This window comes from Streptomyces sp. NPDC048560, from assembly GCF_040650955.1.
Classification (GTDB): domain Bacteria; phylum Actinomycetota; class Actinomycetes; order Streptomycetales; family Streptomycetaceae; genus Streptomyces.
The window spans coordinates 284,271-304,538 of record NZ_JBEZIJ010000008.1 but is presented as its reverse complement, the minus strand read 5'-3'; the positions used below and the strand labels follow the sequence as shown (position 1 = coordinate 304,538).

Below are 20,268 nucleotides of genomic sequence, written 5' to 3'. Positions count from 1 at the left end.
GGTGGGAGTGCTCACTTGTCCGTCTCCTCACCCTGCGACGCCCGCGCCGCCGCGCCGTCCCCGGGAAGATCGGTGGGATCCACGGTCCACCACGGGAGCACCCGGTAGGTGGGCCTGGTGTTGATCTTTTCCTCGCTCCACGACGGTGCCGGGACGGACCGTACGGCGGAGCGCACCTGGATGCGCTCGACCGTGCCGCCGTAGTCGTGCGCGTCGAGGCGCAGCATCACGATGCGGCGGATGTAGCGCTCGGAGAGGTCTCCGCGCAGGCCGTTGGAACGGTTCTCGCTGTCGTGGGAGTTCAGGTAGAAGTCCCAGCCGCGACGCAGTTCGTTCTGATCGACGTGGCTCGGGAGGAGGTTGCCGCGAATGGCCTCGCCGTCCTCACCGGACAGGCTCATCCAGGGGGTGGTGCGACGGCCGTCGGCGCCTGCGACCTCGGCGCGCACGTGTACGGCGATGTTCTGTTGCAGCGGGTTGGGAGCGAAGAGCTTCCAGTTCTGCTCGAACTCCGGGTAGATCCAGTCGTCTATCGACTCGCCGTGCTGCTTCGTCAGGGTGTTGGACGGCGCGACGTGCAGAAAGACCATGGCCAGGTGTACGGCGCCGAGCGCCCCGATCACGGCCAGAGCCAGTGCGGCGACCACCTGGTACGGGAGCGAGAGCCCTGCTATCCCGCCCGGGCGGGCCGGTACCGCTTCGGGGAGGACGTCGTCCTCACCGTCCGTACGGGCGTAGGCCGACTCGTCGCGGTCTGCGTCCTCCTGCCCCGCGCCCTGCCCTGTACCGCGATCTGCGTCCTGCCCTGTGTCCTGCCGGGGAATCCGGCCCGTACCGGCGTTCGCACCGGCGTCCCTACCCACGCCACGACCCGCGTCCGGACCGTCGGCAGACCCCTCGGCCCGGTGACTCACCGCTTCCGGCCAGGCGGCCTTCCGCTCCCTCTCGGCGCCCCCGCCGTGGTCCGCATCCATCCCGCCCCGATCGCCGTCGATCACCACTCAGTTATCCACAGGGTTGACACCCTACGGGCCGCCGACTCACCATTGAAGTCATTGAACCGAACGATCGGTCGGTAGGGAGTCCGGGATGGCGGCAGTGACTGCGGACCAGCAGAAGCACAGCGCGGCAGGCACGGCGCGGACGGCGCAGGGCACGGCAGAGGACGCGACCCGCACCGCGGTGTTCGACGCGACGGTGGCGGCGGACGACCGAATCGAGCCGCGCGACTGGATGCCGGAGGCGTACCGGGCCTCGCTGGTCCGTCAGATGGCCCAGCACGCCCACTCGGAGATCATCGGCATGCAGCCCGAGGCGAACTGGATCACGCGCGCGCCCTCGCTGCGCCGCAAGGCGATCCTGATGGCCAAGGTCCAGGACGAGGCGGGACACGGGCTGTACCTCTACAGCGCCGCCGAGACCCTGGGCACGAGCCGCGAGGAGCTGCTCGACAAGCTCCACGCCGGACGTCAGCGGTATTCCTCGATCTTCAACTATCCGACGCTGACCTGGGCGGACGTCGGCGCGATCGGCTGGCTGGTGGACGGCGCCGCGATCACCAACCAGGTGCCGCTCTGCCGCTGCTCCTACGGTCCGTACGCCCGCGCGATGGTCCGGATCTGCAAGGAGGAGTCCTTCCACCAGCGACAGGGGTACGAGCTGCTGCTCGCCCTCAGCCGCGGGACGGACGCCCAGCACGAGATGGCACAGGACGCGGTGAACCGCTGGTGGTGGCCGTCCCTGATGATGTTCGGCCCGCCGGACGACGCGTCGGCGCACTCCGAGCAGTCGATGGCCTGGAAGATCAAGCGGCATTCCAACGACGAGCTGCGCCGCCGCTTCGTGGACATCTGCGTCCCCCAGGCCGAGGCGCTCGGGCTCACGCTCCCGGACCCGGACATCCGGTGGAACGAGGAGCTGGGCCGGCATGACTTCGGGGCCATCGACTGGACGGAGTTCCAGGAGGTCCTCAAGGGCAACGGGCCCTGCAACGAGCAGCGCATCACCCAGCGCCGCACAGCCCACGAGATGGGCGCCTGGGTCCGCGACGCGGCGGCGGCCTACGCCGCGAAACACACCACTGGACGGCCCGGGCCCACCGGAACGACCACACAGCCCGGGGAGGCGACGGCATGAGCAGTTCCACCGACTGGCCGCTGTGGGAGGTGTTCGTGCGCTCACGGCGCGGACTGTCCCACACCCACGCAGGCAGCCTGCACGCCCCGGACGCCGAAATGGCCCTGCGGAACGCACGCGACCTCTACACCCGCCGCTCCGAAGGCGTCTCCCTCTGGGTGGTGCCGTCGACGGCGATCACGGCCTCCTCCCCGGACGAGAAGGACTCGTTCTTCGAGCCTTCCGGCGACAAGCCCTACCGCCACCCCACGTTCTACGAGATCCCGGAAGGGGTGAAGCACCTGTGACCGCGGCCCTCGCCCTCGGCGACGACGCGCTGGTGCTCTCGCACCGGCTGGGCGAGTGGGCAGGCCACGCCCCCGTCCTGGAGGAGGAGGTGGCGCTCGCCAACATCGCCCTGGACCTGCTGGGACAGGCGCGGGTGCTGCTCTCCCTCGTCGGCGACGAGGACGAACTGGCCTATCTCCGCGAGGAGCGTGCCTTCCGCAACCTCCAGCTGGTCGAGCAGCCGAACGGCGACTTCGCGCACACCATCGCCAGACAGCTCTACTTCTCCGTCTACCAGCACCTGCTGTACGAGCGTCTGGCGTCCGGCGGCGGCGAGTTCGCCGACCTCGCGGCGAAGGCCGTCAAGGAGGTCGCCTACCACCGCGACCACGCCGAGCAGTGGACCCTGCGCCTCGGTGACGGGACGGCGGAGAGCCACGAGCGGATGCAGAGCGGACTCGACGCCCTGTGGCGCTTCACCGGCGAGCTCTTCCAGCCCGTCGAGGGCGTCGGGGTCGAATGGCAGGCGCTGCGGGCCGACTGGCTAGCGGCGGTGACGGACGTGCTGGTCCGGGCCACCCTCACCGTGCCGGCAGGACCGCAGTCGGGAGCCTGGCAGGCCGGGGCCGGCCGACAGGGACTGCACACCGAGTCCTTCGGCAGGATGATCGCCGAGATGCAGCACCTGCACCGCAGTCACCCGGGGGCGTCATGGTGACCGAGACCCTGCTGGAGGCGGAACTGCACAGGCTGGCGGGCTCCGTTCCGGATCCGGAGCTTCCCGTGCTGACCCTGCAGGAGCTCGGCGTGCTCCGCGGAGTCCGCGTGGACGGCCCGGACAGCGTCACGGTGGAGCTCACCCCGACGTACACGGGCTGCCCGGCGATCGAGGCCATGTCCGCGGACATCGAGCGGGTTCTGCACGACCACGGGATGAAGGACGTCTCCGTGGTGACCGTCCTCGCCCCCGCCTGGTCGACGGACGACATCAGCGACGAGGGGCGGCGCAAGCTCTCGGAGTTCGGTATCGCGCCCCCGCGCCACCAGGGCAGCGGCACGGACGGGCCGGTGCCGCTGACCCTGGCGGTGCGCTGCCCGCACTGCGGGTCGACCGACACCGAGCTTCTGAGCCGCTTCTCCTCCACCGCGTGCAAGGCGCTGCGCCGCTGCGTGGCCTGCCGCGAGCCGTTCGACCACTTCAAGGAGTTGTAGATGTTCCATCCGCTCCGGGTCAGCGCGATCGAACGGATCACGGACGATGCGGTGGCCGTCACCTTCGCCGTGCCGGACGAGCTGCGCGAGACCTTCCGCCACCTGCCGGGCCAGCACCTCAACGTGCGCTACACCCTCGACGGCCAGGAGATCCGCCGGTCGTACTCGATCTGCGCGCCCGCCGTCGAGGCACCGGCCGACCCGGTGCTGCGCGTGGGCATCCGCATGGTCGACGGCGGGGCGTTCTCCACGTACGCCCTCAAGGAACTGGCCGTCGGTGACCAGGTGGAGGCCATGCCCCCGATGGGCCGCTTCGTGCTCCGCCCGCGGCCCGGCTTCTTCGCCGCGATCGTCGGCGGCAGCGGCATCACGCCGGTGCTGTCGATCGCGGCGACGCTGCTGGCCCGCGAACCCGCTGCCCGGTTCTGCCTGATCCGCAGCGACCGGACGGCGGCCTCGACGATGTTCCTCGACGAGGTGGCCGACCTCAAGGACCGTTTCCCGGGCCGCTTCCAGCTGGTCACCGCCCTCTCCCGGGAGGAGCAGGCGGCCGGTCTGCCTTCGGGCCGCCTGGACAAGGAGCGGCTCACCGGCCTGCTTCCGGCGCTGCTCTCCGTCACGGACGTGGACGGCTGGTTCCTCTGCGGGCCGCTCGGCCTGGTGCAGGGGGCGGACAAGGCGCTGCGGGAGCTGGACGTCGACCGCGCCCGCATCCACCAGGAGATCTTCCACGTCGAGGACGGCCCCGCACCCGCCGCGCGCATAGACGCACCTGCCGACAGCACCCTCACCGCGACCCTTCACGGCCGCTCCGGGAGCTGGCCCGTGCAAGGCGCGGAATCGCTTCTGGAAACGGTGCTCCGCAGCCGGTCCGACGCCCCGTACGCGTGCAAGGGCGGTGTGTGCGGCACGTGCCGTGCGTTCCTCGTATCGGGTGAGGTTCGGATGGACCGCAACTTCGCGCTGGAGCCCGAGGAGACCGACGCCGGTTTCGTCCTGGCCTGCCAGTCGCATCCGGTCACCCCGGAGGTGGAGCTCGACTTCGACCGCTGAGTGCCGGCCGCGGGTGAGCACCGCACTGTTCCCTTCTCCTAGAACCTGTTCTATCTTGACGGCTCGTCAGGTCCGTGTGCGGCCCCGGGGTTCAGGTGCGGACCCGGGGTTCAGGGACACAGTGTTCGCGGGAGGCCGGGACAGTGGACTTCACCTTCACCGAGGAGCAGCAGGCAGCCGTCGAGGCGGCGACGTCGGTCTTCTCCGGCGTCGCCCCGGACGCCGTCCCCAGCCCGGCCCTGACGCCAGGAGCGGTGGCCGAGGACATGGACCGGCCGCTCTGGGCCGAGCTCGCCCGCGCCGACCTGCTGAGCCTCACCCTGGCCCCGGAGCACGGCGGGGCGGGGCTCGACCTGGTCGCCCTCTGCCTGGTGCTGCGCGAGTCGGCCAGGGTGCTGGCCCGGGTACCCCTGCTGGAGGCCTGCGCGGTCGCCATGGCCGTACAGCGGTTCGGCCATGCCACTCTGGCGGCGGAGCTGCTGCCGAGCTTCGGCCGGGGCGAACTGGTCCTCACCGTCGGCGCCAACGGCCGTACCGGCCATGACCCGGCCGAGCTCTCCGTCACGGCCCTCCAGGTCCCGTCGCACGGCACGGACGGCAGCACAGCCGCAGCGTCCCGGTCCGCGTCCGGGGCCGGCTGGGTGCTCGACGGGGTGCAGTCGGCGGTGCCATGGGCCCAGTGCGCTGACCGGATCGCGGTACCCGCCCACACACCCGACGGCCGGGCCGTCCTCGCCCTGGTCCCCCGCACGCACGAAGGCGTCCGTCTCGCCGAGCAGGTGTCCACCAGCGGCGAGCGTCTCGCCGAGGTCGTCCTCGACGCGGTCCGCGTCGAGGACCATGAGCTGATCGAAGCCGAAGGCGCCTGGGAGTGGCTGCGCGACCTGCTCACCACCGGGACCTGCGCCCTGGCACTCGGCCTGGGCGAGAGCGTGCTGGCCATGACGAGCGCGTACACGGGCAAGCGGGAACAGTTCGGCTTTCCCGTCGCCACGTTCCAGGCCGTCGCCGTACAGACCGCCGACCGGTACATCGATCTGCGCGCCATGGAAGTGACCCTCTGGCAGGCGGCGTGGCGGCTCACCACCGGGGCCGACGGAGCCCTGCCCGTGGCCGGGGACATCGCCGTGGCGAAGATCTGGGCATCGGAGGGAGTACGCCGCGTCGTGCAGACGGCGCAGCACCTGCACGGAGGCATGGGCGCCGACACCGACTACCCCCTGCACCGCTTCCACGCCTGGGCCAAGCAGATCGAGCTCTCGCTCGGACCGGCAGCGGCCCACGAGGAGGCACTGGGCGACCTGCTGGCCGCCCACCCCCTCGGCTGATCCCGGCCCCGGCCGGTCTCCCTCAGAGGACGAAGGCCGGGCTCTGGCCCTCCGCGACCATCGGCCGCCCGGCACCGTCCCAGGCCTGCATACCGCCGTCGATGTTCACCGCGTCGATGCCCTGCTGGACCAGGTACTGCGTCACCTGGGCCGACCGGCCGCCGACCCGGCACATCACGTGGACACGCCGTCCGTCCTCCGCCGCCTCGGTCAGCTCACCGAAGCGGCCCACGAAGTCACTCATGGGAATGTGCAGGGCGCCCTCGACGTGCCCGGCCGCCCACTCGTCGTCCTCCCGGACGTCAAGAACGAAGCCGTCCGACGGAACCGCCGCGACATCGACCGAGGGCAGCGGGGCGAAATTCATGGGTCATGCCTTCTCTCGTACGAACGCGGCGGGGACACCTGGAACGCTACTGCACCAGGTCCGCCAGCTCAGCCTCTCGCTGCGACACCTCGGCCAGCAGCTTCTCGCCGATGTCCTCAAGCAGACGGTCCGGATCGTCCGGCGCCATGCGCAGCATCGACCCGATCGCGCCCTGCTCCAGCTCCTGGGCCAGCACCGTCAGCAGTTCCTTGCGCCGGCTGAGCCACTCCAGCCGCGCGTAGAGCTCCTCACTCTCACTGAAACGGGCCTCGGGCGCGACCGGCCCGGCCTCCCATTCCCGGACCAGCTCCCGCAGCAGAGCCTCGTCCCCGCGCCCGTAGGCGGCGTTGACCCGGGTGATGAACTCGTCGCGGCGCTGCCGCTCGTTCTCGTCAGGTGCCAGGTCCGGGTGAGCCTTGCGTGCCAGCTCGCGGTAGAGCTTGCGGGCCTCCTCGCTCGGGCGGACCCGCTTGGGGGGCCTGACGGGCTGCTCGGTGAGCATCGCGGCAGCCTCGGGGGACAGTCCGTCGGAGTCCATCCAGTCGTGGAACAGCTCCTCGACCCCGGGCATCGGCATGACGATCGCCCGCGCCTCCTCGGCCTTGCGCACGTCCTCCGGGTCTCCGGTACGGGCCGCACGTGCTTCGGCGATCAGCGCGTCCAGCTCGTCGAGCCGGGTGTACATCGGGCCGAGCTTCTGGTGGTGCAGCCGGGAGAAGTTCTCGACCTCGACCCGGAAGGTCTCCACCGCGATCTCGAACTCGATCAAGGCCTGCTCGGCCACCCGCACGGCTTTGGCGAGCCGCTCCTCGGGACGCGGTGCCGCGACGTCGGGCCGCTCACCCTGCGGCTCTGCCGGGGCAGCGGACGGTGCGTCCTGCCGGTCGTGGTCCTGCCGGTCATCGTCGTTCCGGGTGGTCGGCACCCCGGCGGCTTCGTCGGTCACCCGTCCAGCGTATGGCCAGGACCGGCACCCCGAGGACGCCAGGCCGCCGATCTCCCGGTCAGACGCCGAGCTCGGCGGCTATTCGTCCCGATGCGACCGCCCGCACCAGCTCGGCGTGATCCGCTTCCGTCCGGTCGGCATACGTCACGGCGAAGGAGGCGATCGCCTCGTCCAGCTCGGTGTTCTTGCCGCAGTAGGCCGCCAGCAGACGGGGGTCCGCGCTGTGCGCGTGGGCGCGGGCCAGCAGCGCACCGGTCATCCGGCCGTAGTCGTCCACCTGGTCGGCCGTGAGCGCCGCCGGGTCCACGCTGCCCTTGCGGTTCCGGAACTGGCGCACCTGGAACGGCCGCCCGTCGACCTCGGCCCAGCCGAGCAGCATGTCGCTGACGACCTGCATCCGCTTCTGCCCGAGCACCACACGGCGGCCCTCGTGCGCGACCTCGGCCACCTCGAAACCGGCCTGCGGAAGGTAGGGCGCCAGCGCGGAGGGCCTGGCCTCCTTCACCTGGAGGACCAGCGGCTCGCCCCGGTGGTCCAGCAGCAGCACCACGTAGGACCGCGTCCCTACGCTTCCCGTGCCCACCACGCGGAACGCCACGTCGTGGATGGCGTACCGGGCCAGCAGCGGCACCCGGTCCTCCGAGACCGTGCCCAGGTAGCCGCCGAGACCCGCGGCGACCGCCGCCGCCTCCCCGTCCGGTACCCGGCGAAGCACCGGCGGAGCGTCGATGAAGCGGCGCCCGCCGTCCGCCGAGTCCTCCGTGGACCTGGCCGCGAACCGGGCGCTCGTGTTGTTGCGCGCCTTCTCCGAGACCTTCTCGAGCGTTCCGACGAGGTCCCGCGCGTCCGCGTGCGAGACGAGCTCCTCGTCCGCGATCGCGTTCCACGCGTCGAGCGCCGGCAGCCCGGCCAGCAGCCGCATGGTCCGCCGGTACGCGCCCACGGCGTCGTACGCACCCTTGCGGCAGGTGTCCTCGCCGGCACCGACTTCGCGGCCGGCGAGCACCAGCGAGGTGGCGAGCCGCTTGAGGTCCCACTCCCACGGGCCGAAGACCGTCTCGTCGAAGTCGTTGAGATCGATGACGAGGTTGCCGCGCGCATCGCCGTACAGACCGAAGTTGGCGGCGTGGGCGTCCCCGCAGATCTGCGCGCCCACCCCGGTGACCGGCGTACCCATGAGGTCGTGTGCCATCAGACCCGCCGAGCCTCGCATGAACGCGAACGGCGTGGCCGCCATCCGCCCCACCCGCATCGGCGTCAGCCCCGGCACCCGGCCCCGGTTCGACTCCTCGACCGCCTGGACGGCGTCGGGGCGGCCGGGGGGCAGGGTCAGTGAGCTGTGCGCGGACCGCGCCACCTCGGCCCTCAGCGCCTTGCCTGCCGCCTTCGGCGAACCGTTGGCACCCGCCCCGGCCGACGAGCCCAGCGCCGCTCGCCGCGCGAATCCGGGTACGACCGGAATGCGCACGCCGTCCGTCCCGGTCCGCTGCTCCGGTGCAGTCCTGTCGATCTCACCCATGGAATGCCGCCTCCCCCGCCTGCCGGCCGTCTGTCATCAATTCTCGATGACGGTACCGCCGTCCACCGGCAGCCGTCCGGACCTGTGGACAGACATTCGATCACCCTGTGGACAACGGCCACAAGAGCCTCGGACACCGTCGGCATGGCGCCGGTCGGAGCTGGTCAGTCGCCGGTCGTCGACGGTCGGAATCTGATCAGACGCCGACGGCTTCCTCCATCTCCTCCTCGGCCCCGGCACCGGTTCCGGCCGCGCAGCCGGTGGGCTCCGCCGCTGTCGCGACCTGGCGCCGCCGCACCTCGGCCCACCCGGCCACACCCACCAGCACCAGACCCGCCACGAACCACAGCGCGAGCACCAGCAGGTGACCGCCCAGCGCGTGGCCACCGAAGTACACGTGGCTGCGCACGCCCTCGACGAAGCCCGCGCCGTTCCAGAACGAGTGCAGGGCGCCGAAGAACCCGGGCTGGACCTCGGGCCGGAAGATGCCGCCGGAGGTGGTGAAGTTGAGCATGACGAACAGCACCATCAGGCCGAGCGTCGTCCAGCGCTTGAGGAAGGTGTGCAGTCCGACGCCGATGAGCAGGATGCCCGCCGAGTAGAGCCATGCCATGGCCCAGAGCCCGGCCAGTCCGTGCTCCACGAGGCCGAAGACCGGCCCGGCGAACGCCATGCCGACCACGCTCACCACGAGCGAGGCGCCGACCGCCAGCGCGGCCCTGATCCACAGCGCCAGCGCCGCTCCCGCGCCCCCGATCACCGCGACCGACGCGTACGAGCCGATGCTCAGCACGACCAGCAGGAAGAAGATGCCCTGCCCTGTCGGATCCCCCTCCGCCGACGGCGCCGTGTCCGTCACCGTGAGCGGCGCACCCTGCTCGGCGGCCACCTCGGTGAAGACCTTCTCCACCACCATGGCACTGGTGTCCGACGAGGCGGAGGCCACGAGAAGTTCGGGGCTCTTCCCCGGCAGGTACGCCCCGTAACTCGCCTGGGTGCTCAGGTGGTCGACCGCGGTCGCCCGGTCAGCCACCGTACGCACGCTCAGCGCACCGTCGCCCTTGTCCTGAAGCGTCTGCGCGAGCACCTGGGCGCTCGGTCCGGAGCCGACGACATCCACCCTCATGTCATGCGGTGCCGGCGCGTGGAAGGCCCCCAGATAGGCGAAGCCCATGCCCACACACATCAGCAGGGGCGTGAGGAGGTGGCTGAGGACATGGCGCAGTACGGCGGCGGGGGAGCCGGAGGCGTTGGCGGGGCCTGCGGACATCGGGCAGCTCCAATGGTTGGCTTTTACAACTCAAGTTCCGTTGTACTATACAACTGAATTCGAAGAGATGAATCGGCAGCGAAGATCCGAGAGAGGTGGACCGGTGGCCAGCACGCCCGGGGAACGCGAAGAGTCGCTGGACGTCATCCAGCGCGAACTGACCGCCTTCGCACGCCGCGCACGGTCGGCGGCCGCGCGCCTACATCCGGAACTACCACTGGTCTCGTACACACTGCTGGCCCATATCGACGAACAGCACGGCTGTCGCGCCGCCGATCTGGCCGCGCACTACATGCTCGACAAGTCGACCGTCAGCAGGCAGGTGGGATCCCTGGAGAAACTGGGCCTGGTCGAGCGCCACGCGGACCCCGACGATCACCGCATCCAGGTGCTGCGCCCCACCGAGGCCGGAACCCAGGCACTCGCGGCGACGAAGGCCAGCCGTCGGGCGGCCTACCGGAAACGACTCGGCGACTGGACGGAGGACGACCTCTCCCGGTTCGCGCAGTACCTGTTGCGCTACAACTCCGCCGGCGAGGCAGCGTCCGAGTAGGACCAGGACCAAAACGGTCGTTTCACGTGAAACACGCCACTGCCCGAACAGCTGGTCCAGCCAGCTGGCCAGCAGACGGGTGATCCCCACCGCTGTCGCACACCACTGACGCAAGGAACTGACGAGAGAACTGACGCGAACCGCCGCGAGACACCGCTCCCCCGAACCACCGGGACGGGCCACTCCCGCACAACGCGAAACGCCCGCACAACGCGAAACGGCCGCCATCGGAATTCCGATGACGACCGTTCTTGCGTTACTACCGAGCACCAACCATCGGTGCTCCGTTGTGCGCGAGGGGGGATTTGAACCCCCACGTCCCTAAGGACACTGGCACCTGAAGCCAGCGCGTCTGCCGTTCCGCCACTCGCGCATGAGTGTTGTTTTGAGACTCTCTCACCGTTCGGTGTGAGCGCCTGGCGACATCCGGAAGATTAGCACGATGGACTGGGTGGATTCACATCCGTTGTTTTGGCGAACACATGGGGGGAAGCGGGAACGCGGAGCCCCGCCCCCCACTCCTCCTGAACGCACCCCGCGTGCGGGACACTGTGAGGAGGCCACCTCTACGATCCGTGTGAGGGGTGACACTCATCCACTGGGCAGACAAGGGGAACCAGCCGATTTCCCGACGCGTGGATACGATCAGTAAGCAGTACAGGGACGACGACACCGGAGGAGGTGCCCCATGGGAGTCATGAAGCGTTTCGAGCAGCGTCTCGAAGGTCTGGTCAATGGCACCTTCGCCAAGGTCTTCAAGTCCGAGGTGCAGCCGGTCGAGATCGCCGGCGCGCTCCAGCGCGAGTGCGACAACAACGCCACGATCTGGAACCGCGAGCGCACCGTCGTCCCCAACGACTTCATCGTCGAGCTGAGCACACCCGACTTCGAGCGGCTCAGCCCGTACTCCGGCCAGCTCGGCGACGAGCTGTCCGGTCTCGTACGGGACTACGCCAAGCAGCAGCGCTACACCTTCATGGGCCCGATCAAGGTCCACCTGGAGAAGGCCGACGACCTCGACACCGGGCTCTACCGTGTCCGCAGCCGGACGCTCGCGTCGAGTTCCTCACAGCAGGGCCCGCCCGCACCCCAGGCCGGCCATTCCCCGCACGCACAGCCGAACCGGCCCGGCCCCGGGCGGCCCGCCGCCCCGCAGGCGCCCGGCGGTTACGGCTACCCCCCGACCGCCGCTCCGCCCATGCCCGCGGCCCCGCCGCCGGGCGCGGGGCGCCCCGGTGGTCCCTCGACCGACCGGCGCCCTCCGAGCACGCCCGGCCCCCTGCCGGACGCACAGGTACGGCGCTGGATCGAGATCAATGGCACCCGCCATCAGATCTCCCGCCCGACGTTGGTGATGGGACGAAGCACCGACGCCGACGTGCGGATCGACGATCCCGGCGTATCGCGCCGGCACTGTGAGATCCGGACCGGAACGCCCTCGACGATCCAGGATCTCGGGTCTACCAACGGCATCGTGGTAGACGGGCAGCACACCACCCGCGCTACGCTCCGCGACGGCTCGCGGATCGTCGTGGGCAGCACCACCATCGTTTACCGGCAAGCCGAAGGGTGAAGCGGGGGCAATGTCAGAGCTGACCCTGACGGTCATGCGGCTAGGTTTCCTAGCCGTTCTGTGGCTGTTCGTGATCGTGGCCGTCCAGGTCATCAGAAGCGACCTGTTCGGAACGCGCGTCACGCAGCGCGGCTCACGCCGCACTGCCGCTGACACGCGCCCTCAACAGGCGCGCCAACCATCAGCTGCCGCGGCTCCACCGCAGCAGCGCCAGCAGCCCGGGCGCCAGCGCCGCGGGGCACCCACCAAACTGGTCGTCTCCGAAGGCACCCTCACCGGTACTACGGTGGCGCTCCAGGGCCAGACCATCACGCTTGGCCGGGCGCACGACTCAACCATCGTGCTGGACGACGACTACGCGTCCAGCCGCCATGCCAGGATCTACCCGGACCGTGACGGCCAGTGGATCGTCGAGGATCTCGGGTCCACCAATGGCACGTATCTCGACCGGACCCGGCTCACCACCCCGACGCCAGTTCCGCTGGGCGCGCCGATCCGCATCGGCAAGACCGTCATCGAGCTGCGGAAGTAGTACGACAATGAGCGAGCGGAGCGAGCGAGCCGCGGCGGTCCTTACGACGGACCCGGCCCGGCTCCCGACCGGAGGGTGGGCAGTGTGGCTCGAGACCGGCTGTACCCCGAACCGACGGGCGAGGTGCGCATGAGCTTGTCCCTGCGCTTCGCCGCCGGATCGCACAAGGGCATGATCCGGGAAGGCAACGAGGACTCCGGCTACGCCGGCCCCCGCCTTCTCGCCATCGCCGACGGCATGGGCGGCCAGGCGGCCGGAGAGGTCGCCAGCTCAGAGGTGATCTCCACGCTCGTCCAGCTCGACGACGACGTGCCGGGCTCCGACATCCTGACCTCGCTCGGTACGGCGGTCCAGCGGGCCAACGACCAGCTCCGCCTGATGGTCGAGGAGGACCCCCAGCTGGAGGGCATGGGCACCACGCTCACCGCCCTGCTCTGGACGGGACAGCGCCTGGGCCTCGTCCACGTCGGCGACTCCCGCGCCTATCTTCTGCGCGACGGCGTGCTGACGCAGATCACCCAGGACCACACCTGGGTGCAGCGTCTCGTCGACGAGGGCCGGATCACCGAGGAAGAGGCCACCACCCACCCGCAGCGCTCCCTGCTGATGCGGGCCCTGGGCAGCGGTGACCACGTCGAACCCGACCTCTCCATCCGTGAGGTCCGGGCCGGCGACCGCTACCTGATCTGTTCCGACGGACTCTCCGGCGTCGTCTCCCACCAGACGATGGAAGAGACCCTGGCCAGCTACCAGGGTCCCCAGGAGACCATCCAGGACCTCATCCAGCTGGCTCTGCGCGGCGGCGGCCCCGACAACATCACCTGCATCGTGGCCGACGTCCTGGACGTCGACAGCAACGACACCCTGGCCGGTCAGCTCAACGACACCCCGGTCATCGTCGGAGCGGTCGCCGAGAACCAGGCCGCCCAGCACAACGACGGCGGGGCCATGCAGACCCCGGCGGGACGCGCGGCCGGACTCGGCCGCCCTGTCCCGCCGCCCGCGGGCGGCTTCGGCCCTCCCGGCAGCGGAGACGACAACGGCTACGGCGGGTCGCCCGACGGCGCCTTCGGCTCGTACTCCGACGACGACTTCACCAAGCCGCGCAGCGGCCGCAGGTGGCTGAAGCGCTCCCTGTACCTCATCCTCGCGCTCGCCGTCATCGGCGGCGGTCTGTACGGCGGCTACCGCTGGACGCAGACGCAGTACTTCGTGGGCGCGAAGGACGAGAACGTCGCGCTGTACCGCGGCATCAGCCAGGACCTCGCCTGGATCTCGCTCTCGAAGGTCGAGAAGGACCACCCCGAGATCGAACTCAAGTACCTCCCGCCCTACCAGCGCAAGCAGGTCGAGGCGACCATCGCCGAGGGCAGCCTCGCCGACGCCCGCAAGAAGGTCGGCGAACTCGCCGCCCAGGCATCCGCCTGCAAGAAGGACGCCCAGCGCCGCGCAGCCGAGGCCGAGGCCGACGCACGCACCGGCGAGGGCCAGGCAGGGGGCACCGCCGGTGCTCCCGCAGACAAGACTTCCGCAACGGCCTCCGCCAAGGGGACCAAGCCGACCGCAGCGACTCCCACTCCCGGCCCCAGCCTCTCGGAGGAAGAGAAAAAGCTGGTCCCGCAGTGCGGTAAGCAGTAAGCCGTAGGGGGCCCCAGCACATGAGCGTTGTCACCAACACGACCACCATCGGCGCGATCGACGCGCCGAGCCGCCGCAACACCGAGCTGGCGCTTGTCGTCTTCGCCGTCTTCATCTCGGTGTTCGCCTACGCCAACGTGGGCCTCGCGATCAACGGCGAGCTGCCTTCCGGAATGCTCGGGTACGGGATCGGGCTCGCCCTGCTCGGCGGCGTGGCCCACTTGGCGGTCCGCAAGTTCGCCCCGTACTCGGACCCGCTGCTCCTGCCGCTGGCCACGTTGCTGAACGGTCTGGGTCTGGCGCTCATCTGGCGCCTCGACCAGTCCGTACGCTTCCAGGCCGAGAGCACCTTCGTCCCCGCCGCCTCCAAGCAGCTGCTTTTCTCGGCGGTCGGCGTGGGGCTGCTGGTCGTCGTCCTGGTGGCGCTGAAGGACCACCGGCTCCTCCAGCGCTACACGTACATCTCCATGGTCGTGGCGCTGTTCCTGCTGATCCTGCCGATGTTCTTCCCCGCCGTGAACGGCGCCAAGATCTGGATCAAGATCCCCGGCGTCGGAACCATCCAGCCGGGCGAGTTCGCCAAGATCATCATCACCGTCTTCTTCGCCGGCTACCTGATGGTCAAGAGGGACGCCCTCGCGCTGGCCAGCCGCCGCTTCATGGGGCTCTACCTGCCACGAGGCCGTGACCTCGGACCGATCCTGATGGTCTGGGCGTTCTCGATCCTGATCCTCGTCTTCGAGACCGACCTCGGTTCCTCCCTGCTGTTCTTCGGCATGTTCGTCGTCATGCTGTACGTCGCGACCGAGCGCACCAGCTGGATCGTCTTCGGCCTGCTGATGTCGGCGGCCGGTGCGGTCAGCGTCGCCTCGTTCGAACCCCACGTCCAGGGGCGCGTCGAGGCATGGCTCGACCCGTTCGCAGGCTGGGGCACGCTGGCCGCGAGTGAGCAGATGGCCAAGTCCCTGATGGCGTTCGGCTCGGGCGGAACCCTCGGCACGGGGCTCGGCCAGGGCAACTCGGACCTGATCGGCTTCGCCGCCAACTCCGACTTCATCCTCGCCACCGTCGGTGAGGAACTCGGCCTCGCCGGAATGATGGCCGTCCTGCTCGTCTACGGTCTGATCGTCGAGCGCGGTGTCCGTACCGCCCTCGCCGCCCGCGACCCCTTCGGCAAGCTCCTCGCCGTCGGCCTCTCCGGCTCGTTCGCCATCCAGGTCTTCGTCGTCGCCGGCGGCGTCATGGGACTCATCCCGCTGACCGGTATGACCATGCCGTTCCTCGCGGCCGGCGGTTCGTCCGTGATCGCCAACTGGGCGCTGATCGGCATCCTGATCAGGATCAGCGACACCGCCCGGCGCCCGGCGCCCGCGCCCGCGCCCTCCCCTGATGCCGAGATGACCCAGGTGGTCCGGCCGTGAACAAGCCTCTGCGCCGGATCGCGATCTTCTGCGGGGTGCTCGTCCTCGCCCTGCTGATCCGGGACAACTGGCTGCAGTACGTCCGCGCCGACGAGCTGAACAACCACAAGCACAACCGCCGCGTCCAGATCGAGCGGTACGCACACGAGCGCGGCGACATCATCGTGGACGGCAGCCCGGTCACCGGCTCCGTCAAGACGTCCGGAAGCGACTTCACGTACAAGAGGGTCTGGCAGGACGGGCCCATGTGGGCGCCCGTCACCGGTTACTCCTCCCAGGCGTTCGACGCCTCCCAGCTGGAGAGCATCGAGGACGGCATCCTCACCGGCAACGACGACCAGCTCTTCTTCGACCGGACCCTGACGATGTTCACCGGCGAGAAGAAGACCGGCGGCAACGTCGTGACGACGCTGAATGGCGCCGCCCAGAGGGCCGCCTTCAAGGGCCTCGGTGACAAGAAGGGCGCCGTCGCCGCGATCGACCCGCAGACCGGCGCCATCCTGGCTCTGGCCAGCACGCCTTCGTACGACCCCTCGGTCTTCGCGGGCAACTCCCTCAAGGACTCCGACGCCCGTCAGAAGCTCCTTGAGGACAAGGACAAGCCGATGCTCAACCGGGCCCTGCGGGAGACCTACCCGCCCGGCTCGACGTTCAAGGTCGTCACCGCCGCCGCGGCGCTGGAGAACGGCCTCTACGACGACATCGACGCGAAGACCGAGTCCCCCCTTCCCTGGAAGCTGCCGCAGACGGTCGTCCCGTTGAAGAACGAGGGCAGCATCCCGTGTGAGAACGCCTCCCTGCGGGAAGCGCTCCGCTGGTCGTGCAACACGGTCTTCGGCAAGATGAGCGACGATCTCGGCAACGAGAAGATGATCGAGCAGACCGAGAAGTTCGGCTTCAACAAGGAGATCTTCACTCCGGTCCGGGCCGACGCGAGCGTCTACCCCAAGGACAACCGGCCGCAGAACGCGATGGCGGGCATCGGTCAGGCGTCCAACCGCACCACCCCGCTCCAGATGGCCATGGTCGCCTCAGCGATCGCCAACGACGGCAAGCTCATGCAGCCGTACATGGTCGCCCAGCGCCAGGCACCCAACCTGGACGTCATCTACACCCACGAGAAGGAGCAGCTCGGTCAGCCCCTCTCGGGTGAGAACGCCCAGAAGATCCAGCAGATGATGGAGACCGTCGTCAGCAAGGGCACGGGAACCAACGCCCGGATCGACGGCGTCACAGTCGGGGGCAAGACCGGTACCGCCCAGCACGGTCTGAACAACAGCGAGAAGCCGTACGCCTGGTTCATCTCGTACGCCAAGACCGACAGTGGCTCTCCGGTGGCCGTCGCAGTGGTGGTCGAGGACGGCAACGCCAACCGGGACGACATCTCCGGTGGCGGGCTGGCCGCCCCGATCGCCAGGAATGTGATGAAGGCGGTCATCGACAACAGGTGATGACCGTCACACCGGACGTCATACCAGCACATTGGGATACCGGTCAGATATCAGCTGCCGGGGGCGGGCCGATCACATAGCGCGTGCCCGGTAGCGTATGCGCGAACAGCGCACCGCCGGACCACACACGGGTGCGGTCGGGACTGACGGAGAGGGCTGGAACGTATGGAAGAGCCGCGTCGCCTCGGCGGCCGGTACGAGCTGGGCTCGGTGCTCGGCCGTGGTGGCATGGCCGAGGTCTACCTCGCGCACGACACCCGGCTCGGCCGCACCGTCGCCGTGAAGACGCTGCGGGCCGATCTGGCCCGCGATCCGTCCTTCCAGGCCCGGTTCCGCCGTGAGGCCCAGTCCGCCGCCTCGCTCAACCACCCCGCGATCGTCGCTGTCTACGACACCGGCGAGGACTACGTGGACGGGGTCTCGATCCCGTACATCGTCATGGAGTACGTCGACGGGTCCACGCTCAGGGAACTGCTGCACTCCGGTCGCAGACTGCTGCCCGAGCGCACCCTCGAAATGACGGTGGGCATCCTCCAGGCCCTGGAGTACTCGCACCGCGCCCAGATCGTGCACCGCGACATCAAGCCGGCGAACGTCATGCTGACGCGCACCGGTCAGGTCAAGGTCATGGACTTCGGCATCGCCCGCGCCATGGGCGACTCCGGCATGACGATGACCCAGACCGCCGCCGTCATCGGCACCGCCCAGTACCTCTCTCCCGAGCAGGCCAAGGGCGAGCAGGTCGACGCGCGCTCCGACCTGTACTCCACGGGATGCCTGCTCTACGAGCTGCTCGCGGTCAGGCCGCCGTTCATCGGCGACTCACCGGTCGCGGTCGCCTACCAGCACGTGCGGGAAGAGCCCCAGCCCCCGAGCAACTTCGACCCCGAGATCACGCCCGAGATGGACGCGATCGTGCTGAAGGCCCTCACCAAGGACCCCGACTACCGCTACCAGTCGGCCGACGAGATGCGGGCCGACATCGAGGCGTGCCTCGACGGTCAGCCGGTCGCGGCCACGGCGGCGATGGGCGCGGCCGGTTACGGCGGGTACGGCGGTTACAACCAGGACCAGCCCACGACCGCGCTGCGCCAGGCCGATCCGAACAGCGCGCAGACGTCCATGCTGCCGCCCGTCAACGCGGACGACGGCTACGGATACGACGACCGCCCGGACCGTCGGCGTCAGAAGAAGAGCAACACCTCGACGATCCTTCTGATCGTCGCGGGCATTCTGGTGCTGATCGGCGCCATCCTGATCGGCAAGTCCGTCTTCGGCTCCAACGGGGACGACAGCAGCTTCAAGGTGCCGAACATGGTCGGATCGACCGTGCCGGAAGCGGAGAGGCTCGCGGACAACGCCGGCGTCGTCCTCAAGATCGGCGGCAAGGAAGCCTGCGAGTCCCAGCCGAAGGGCAAGATCTGCAGCCAGACGCCTGCGACCGGCGAGATGAAGGAGAAGGAGACCCTCACGGTCATCGTCTCCTCCGGGGCGCCGAAGATCGAGGTCCCCGACGTCACCGACGAGACCGAGTCCGACGCCCGCAAGGCCCTTGAGGACAAGGGCTTCTCGGTGGTCGTCAAGTCGGTCGAGTCCGATCAGACGCCTGACACGGTCGTCGAGCAGAACCCCGAGGGCGGCTCGAAGGCCGAGAAGGAGTCCGAGGTCACGATCACCGTGGCCAAGGAGCAGATGTTCTCCCTGCCTGACGTCCGTACCCGTACGTTCGACGCGGCTGTGGCCCAGCTCAACGGCCTCGGCTTCGTCAACGTCTCCAAGACAGAGGTCGACTCGACCGAACCTGCGGGCATCGTCCTGGAGCAGACGCCGACCGGGCCGAGCAAGCAGGCCAAGGACGTACAGGTCGTCCTGAAGGTGTCCAAGGGCCCGCCGCAGCCGGAACAGGTCACCGTCCCGGGCGACCTCGCGGGCAAGAAGTACCAGGATGTGAAGGGCCAGCTGGAGGGCCTCGGCCTCGTGGTCGCGCTCGCCCCCGGTTCCGTGGACAAGCCGAACGCCACCGTGGTCAGCAGCAATCCGGGCGGCAACACCCCGGTGGCGAAGGGCAGCACGGTCACCCTCTTCACCATCGAGGGTGGCGGCGGGGACGACGGCGGCGGCCTCTTCGGCGGCCTCGGTTCCCGGGACTGACCCGACCGCCCGGACCCGCACCACGCGCACGACCGAGGGCCCCGTTCACCGACCTGGTGAACGGGGCCCTTCGCGGTATCCGGGCGTCGGAAGGGGCAGCGGCTCAGCGCAGTTCCGCCGGCTCGGTGCGGTCTCGGTCGACCTTCTCCGTCCGCACCAGCTCGCCCCACACGACGTAGCGGTACTTCGAGGTGTAGACCGGCGTGCAGGTCGTCAGCGTGATGTAGCGGCCGGGCTTCTTCACCCCCGATTCCTTCGGCACCGGCGCGATCACACCGACGTTGAACTTCGACGTCTCGGGAAGCTTCTTGTAGACCTTGTAGACGTACCAGGTGTCCCGGGTCTCGAAGACGACCGAGTCGCCCGTCTTCACCTTGTCGATGTTGTGGAACTTGGCGCCGTGCCCGTCCCGGTGCGCCGCGAGCGTGAAGTTGCCCTGGTCGTCCCAGGGAAGGGCCGACTTCACCGGGTCGGTGTAATAACCCGCGATGCCGTCGTTCAGGGCCTTGGCGGTCGTGCCCTTCTTGACGAGCACCTCACCGTTCTTCATGGCGGGGACGTGCAGGAAGCCGATGCCGTCCTTGGTGTCCAGGGCTCCCGGGCCGCCCGCCCAGCGGTCGCGGACCGTGTTGCCCTGCTTGTCGGCCGCCCGGTCGGCGAGGACGTTGGTCCACCACAGCGAATAGACGACGAAGAGGCCGAGGACCAGGCCCGCGGTGATCAGCAGTTCACCGAAGACGCTGACGGCGGTGGCGACAGGGTGACGGCCGCCCCGGGGTACCGGAGTCACGGACTCGCCGTTCCGCGCTTCGTGCTCGGTCCTCGTTGCCACCGCACCGCCCCCTGTCGTG

19 protein-coding genes and 1 tRNA gene are annotated in these 20,268 nt (G+C 69.5%); 13 read left to right on the top strand and 7 right to left on the bottom strand.

Annotated features, from left to right (window positions below; all coding sequences use genetic code 11):
• Positions 1–11: 11 nt before the first annotated feature.
• Positions 12–974, bottom strand: coding sequence for a DUF5819 family protein (locus AB0C82_RS22675; RefSeq protein WP_362844879.1), 963 nt, complete (start codon positions 972–974; stop codon positions 12–14).
• 115 nt (positions 975–1,089) lie between these two features.
• On the opposite strand from AB0C82_RS22675, the gene paaA reads away from it, so the two are divergent.
• The 6 genes from paaA to AB0C82_RS22645 all read left to right on the top strand — a co-directional run bounded on the left by paaA (position 1,090) and on the right by AB0C82_RS22645 (position 5,996).
• Positions 1,090–2,136 (top strand): 1,2-phenylacetyl-CoA epoxidase subunit PaaA, encoded by a 1,047-nt coding sequence (gene paaA / locus AB0C82_RS22670; protein WP_362844877.1) that lies wholly within the window; start codon positions 1,090–1,092, stop codon positions 2,134–2,136.
• On the top strand, positions 2,133–2,423 hold the full coding sequence (gene paaB, locus AB0C82_RS22665) for a 1,2-phenylacetyl-CoA epoxidase subunit PaaB (RefSeq protein WP_185299765.1): 291 nt from the start codon (positions 2,133–2,135) through the stop codon (positions 2,421–2,423). Before paaA ends, paaB begins: the two co-directional genes overlap by 4 nt.
• Complete coding sequence (paaC, locus tag AB0C82_RS22660; protein ID WP_362844875.1) at positions 2,420–3,121, top strand: 1,2-phenylacetyl-CoA epoxidase subunit PaaC; 702 nt, start codon at positions 2,420–2,422, stop codon at positions 3,119–3,121. Before paaB ends, paaC begins: the two co-directional genes overlap by 4 nt.
• Entirely contained in the window at positions 3,115–3,615 is a 501-nt protein-coding gene (gene paaD / locus AB0C82_RS22655; protein WP_362844872.1) for a 1,2-phenylacetyl-CoA epoxidase subunit PaaD, read from the top strand. Before paaC ends, paaD begins: the two co-directional genes overlap by 7 nt.
• Positions 3,616–4,668, top strand: coding sequence for a 2Fe-2S iron-sulfur cluster-binding protein (locus tag AB0C82_RS22650; RefSeq protein WP_362844869.1), 1,053 nt, complete (start codon positions 3,616–3,618; stop codon positions 4,666–4,668). It begins immediately after the preceding gene.
• A 143-nt stretch (positions 4,669–4,811) separates the two neighbouring features.
• Entirely contained in the window at positions 4,812–5,996 is a 1,185-nt protein-coding gene (locus tag AB0C82_RS22645; RefSeq protein WP_362844866.1) for an acyl-CoA dehydrogenase family protein, read from the top strand.
• A gap of 22 nt (positions 5,997–6,018) precedes the next feature.
• On the opposite strand, the gene AB0C82_RS22640 is transcribed toward AB0C82_RS22645, so the two are convergent.
• From AB0C82_RS22640 to AB0C82_RS22625, 4 genes are all read right to left on the bottom strand, one after another.
• Entirely contained in the window at positions 6,019–6,363 is a 345-nt protein-coding gene (locus tag AB0C82_RS22640) for a rhodanese-like domain-containing protein (RefSeq protein ID WP_362844863.1), read from the bottom strand.
• 46 nt (positions 6,364–6,409) lie between these two features.
• The gene (locus AB0C82_RS22635; RefSeq protein WP_362844860.1) at positions 6,410–7,309 is read right to left on the bottom strand and encodes a hypothetical protein; all 900 of its coding nucleotides are present in this window, start codon (positions 7,307–7,309) and stop codon (positions 6,410–6,412) included.
• Positions 7,310–7,367: 58 nt separating this feature from the next.
• Positions 7,368–8,828 (bottom strand): DUF2252 domain-containing protein, encoded by a 1,461-nt coding sequence (locus AB0C82_RS22630; protein WP_362844858.1) that lies wholly within the window; start codon positions 8,826–8,828, stop codon positions 7,368–7,370.
• A 196-nt stretch (positions 8,829–9,024) separates the two neighbouring features.
• A complete protein-coding gene (locus AB0C82_RS22625; RefSeq protein ID WP_362844855.1) occupies positions 9,025–10,098 on the bottom strand; it encodes a hypothetical protein in 1,074 nt (357 codons plus the stop codon).
• A gap of 103 nt (positions 10,099–10,201) precedes the next feature.
• Here AB0C82_RS22625 and AB0C82_RS22620 point away from each other — a divergent pair, with 103 nt between their 5' ends.
• Positions 10,202–10,651, top strand: coding sequence for a MarR family winged helix-turn-helix transcriptional regulator (locus tag AB0C82_RS22620; RefSeq protein ID WP_362844852.1), 450 nt, complete (start codon positions 10,202–10,204; stop codon positions 10,649–10,651).
• A 290-nt stretch (positions 10,652–10,941) separates the two neighbouring features.
• On the opposite strand, the gene AB0C82_RS22615 is transcribed toward AB0C82_RS22620, so the two are convergent.
• Positions 10,942–11,024, bottom strand: a tRNA-Leu gene (locus AB0C82_RS22615).
• A gap of 315 nt (positions 11,025–11,339) precedes the next feature.
• On the opposite strand from AB0C82_RS22615, the gene AB0C82_RS22610 reads away from it, so the two are divergent.
• The 6 genes from AB0C82_RS22610 to pknB all read left to right on the top strand — a co-directional run bounded on the left by AB0C82_RS22610 (position 11,340) and on the right by pknB (position 19,417).
• The gene (locus tag AB0C82_RS22610) at positions 11,340–12,224 is read left to right on the top strand and encodes a DUF3662 and FHA domain-containing protein (protein WP_362844849.1); all 885 of its coding nucleotides are present in this window, start codon (positions 11,340–11,342) and stop codon (positions 12,222–12,224) included.
• 10 nt (positions 12,225–12,234) lie between these two features.
• Positions 12,235–12,756, top strand: a complete 522-nt coding sequence (locus tag AB0C82_RS22605; protein WP_362844846.1) for an FHA domain-containing protein — start codon at positions 12,235–12,237, stop codon at positions 12,754–12,756.
• Positions 12,757–12,885: 129 nt separating this feature from the next.
• Positions 12,886–14,394, top strand: a complete 1,509-nt coding sequence (locus AB0C82_RS22600; RefSeq protein WP_362844843.1) for a PP2C family serine/threonine-protein phosphatase — start codon at positions 12,886–12,888, stop codon at positions 14,392–14,394.
• Between the two features lie 20 nt (positions 14,395–14,414).
• Entirely contained in the window at positions 14,415–15,815 is a 1,401-nt protein-coding gene (locus AB0C82_RS22595; RefSeq protein WP_362844840.1) for an FtsW/RodA/SpoVE family cell cycle protein, read from the top strand.
• Entirely contained in the window at positions 15,812–17,266 is a 1,455-nt protein-coding gene (locus tag AB0C82_RS22590) for a penicillin-binding transpeptidase domain-containing protein (RefSeq protein WP_362844838.1), read from the top strand. Before AB0C82_RS22595 ends, AB0C82_RS22590 begins: the two co-directional genes overlap by 4 nt.
• 165 nt (positions 17,267–17,431) lie before the next feature.
• Positions 17,432–19,417, top strand: a complete 1,986-nt coding sequence (pknB, locus tag AB0C82_RS22585; RefSeq protein WP_362844835.1) for a Stk1 family PASTA domain-containing Ser/Thr kinase — start codon at positions 17,432–17,434, stop codon at positions 19,415–19,417.
• Between the two features lie 103 nt (positions 19,418–19,520).
• Here pknB and AB0C82_RS22580 read toward each other — a convergent pair whose 3' ends face one another.
• Positions 19,521–20,249, bottom strand: coding sequence for a class E sortase (locus AB0C82_RS22580; RefSeq protein WP_362844832.1), 729 nt, complete (start codon positions 20,247–20,249; stop codon positions 19,521–19,523).
• Between the last annotated feature and the right edge of the window lie 19 nt (positions 20,250–20,268).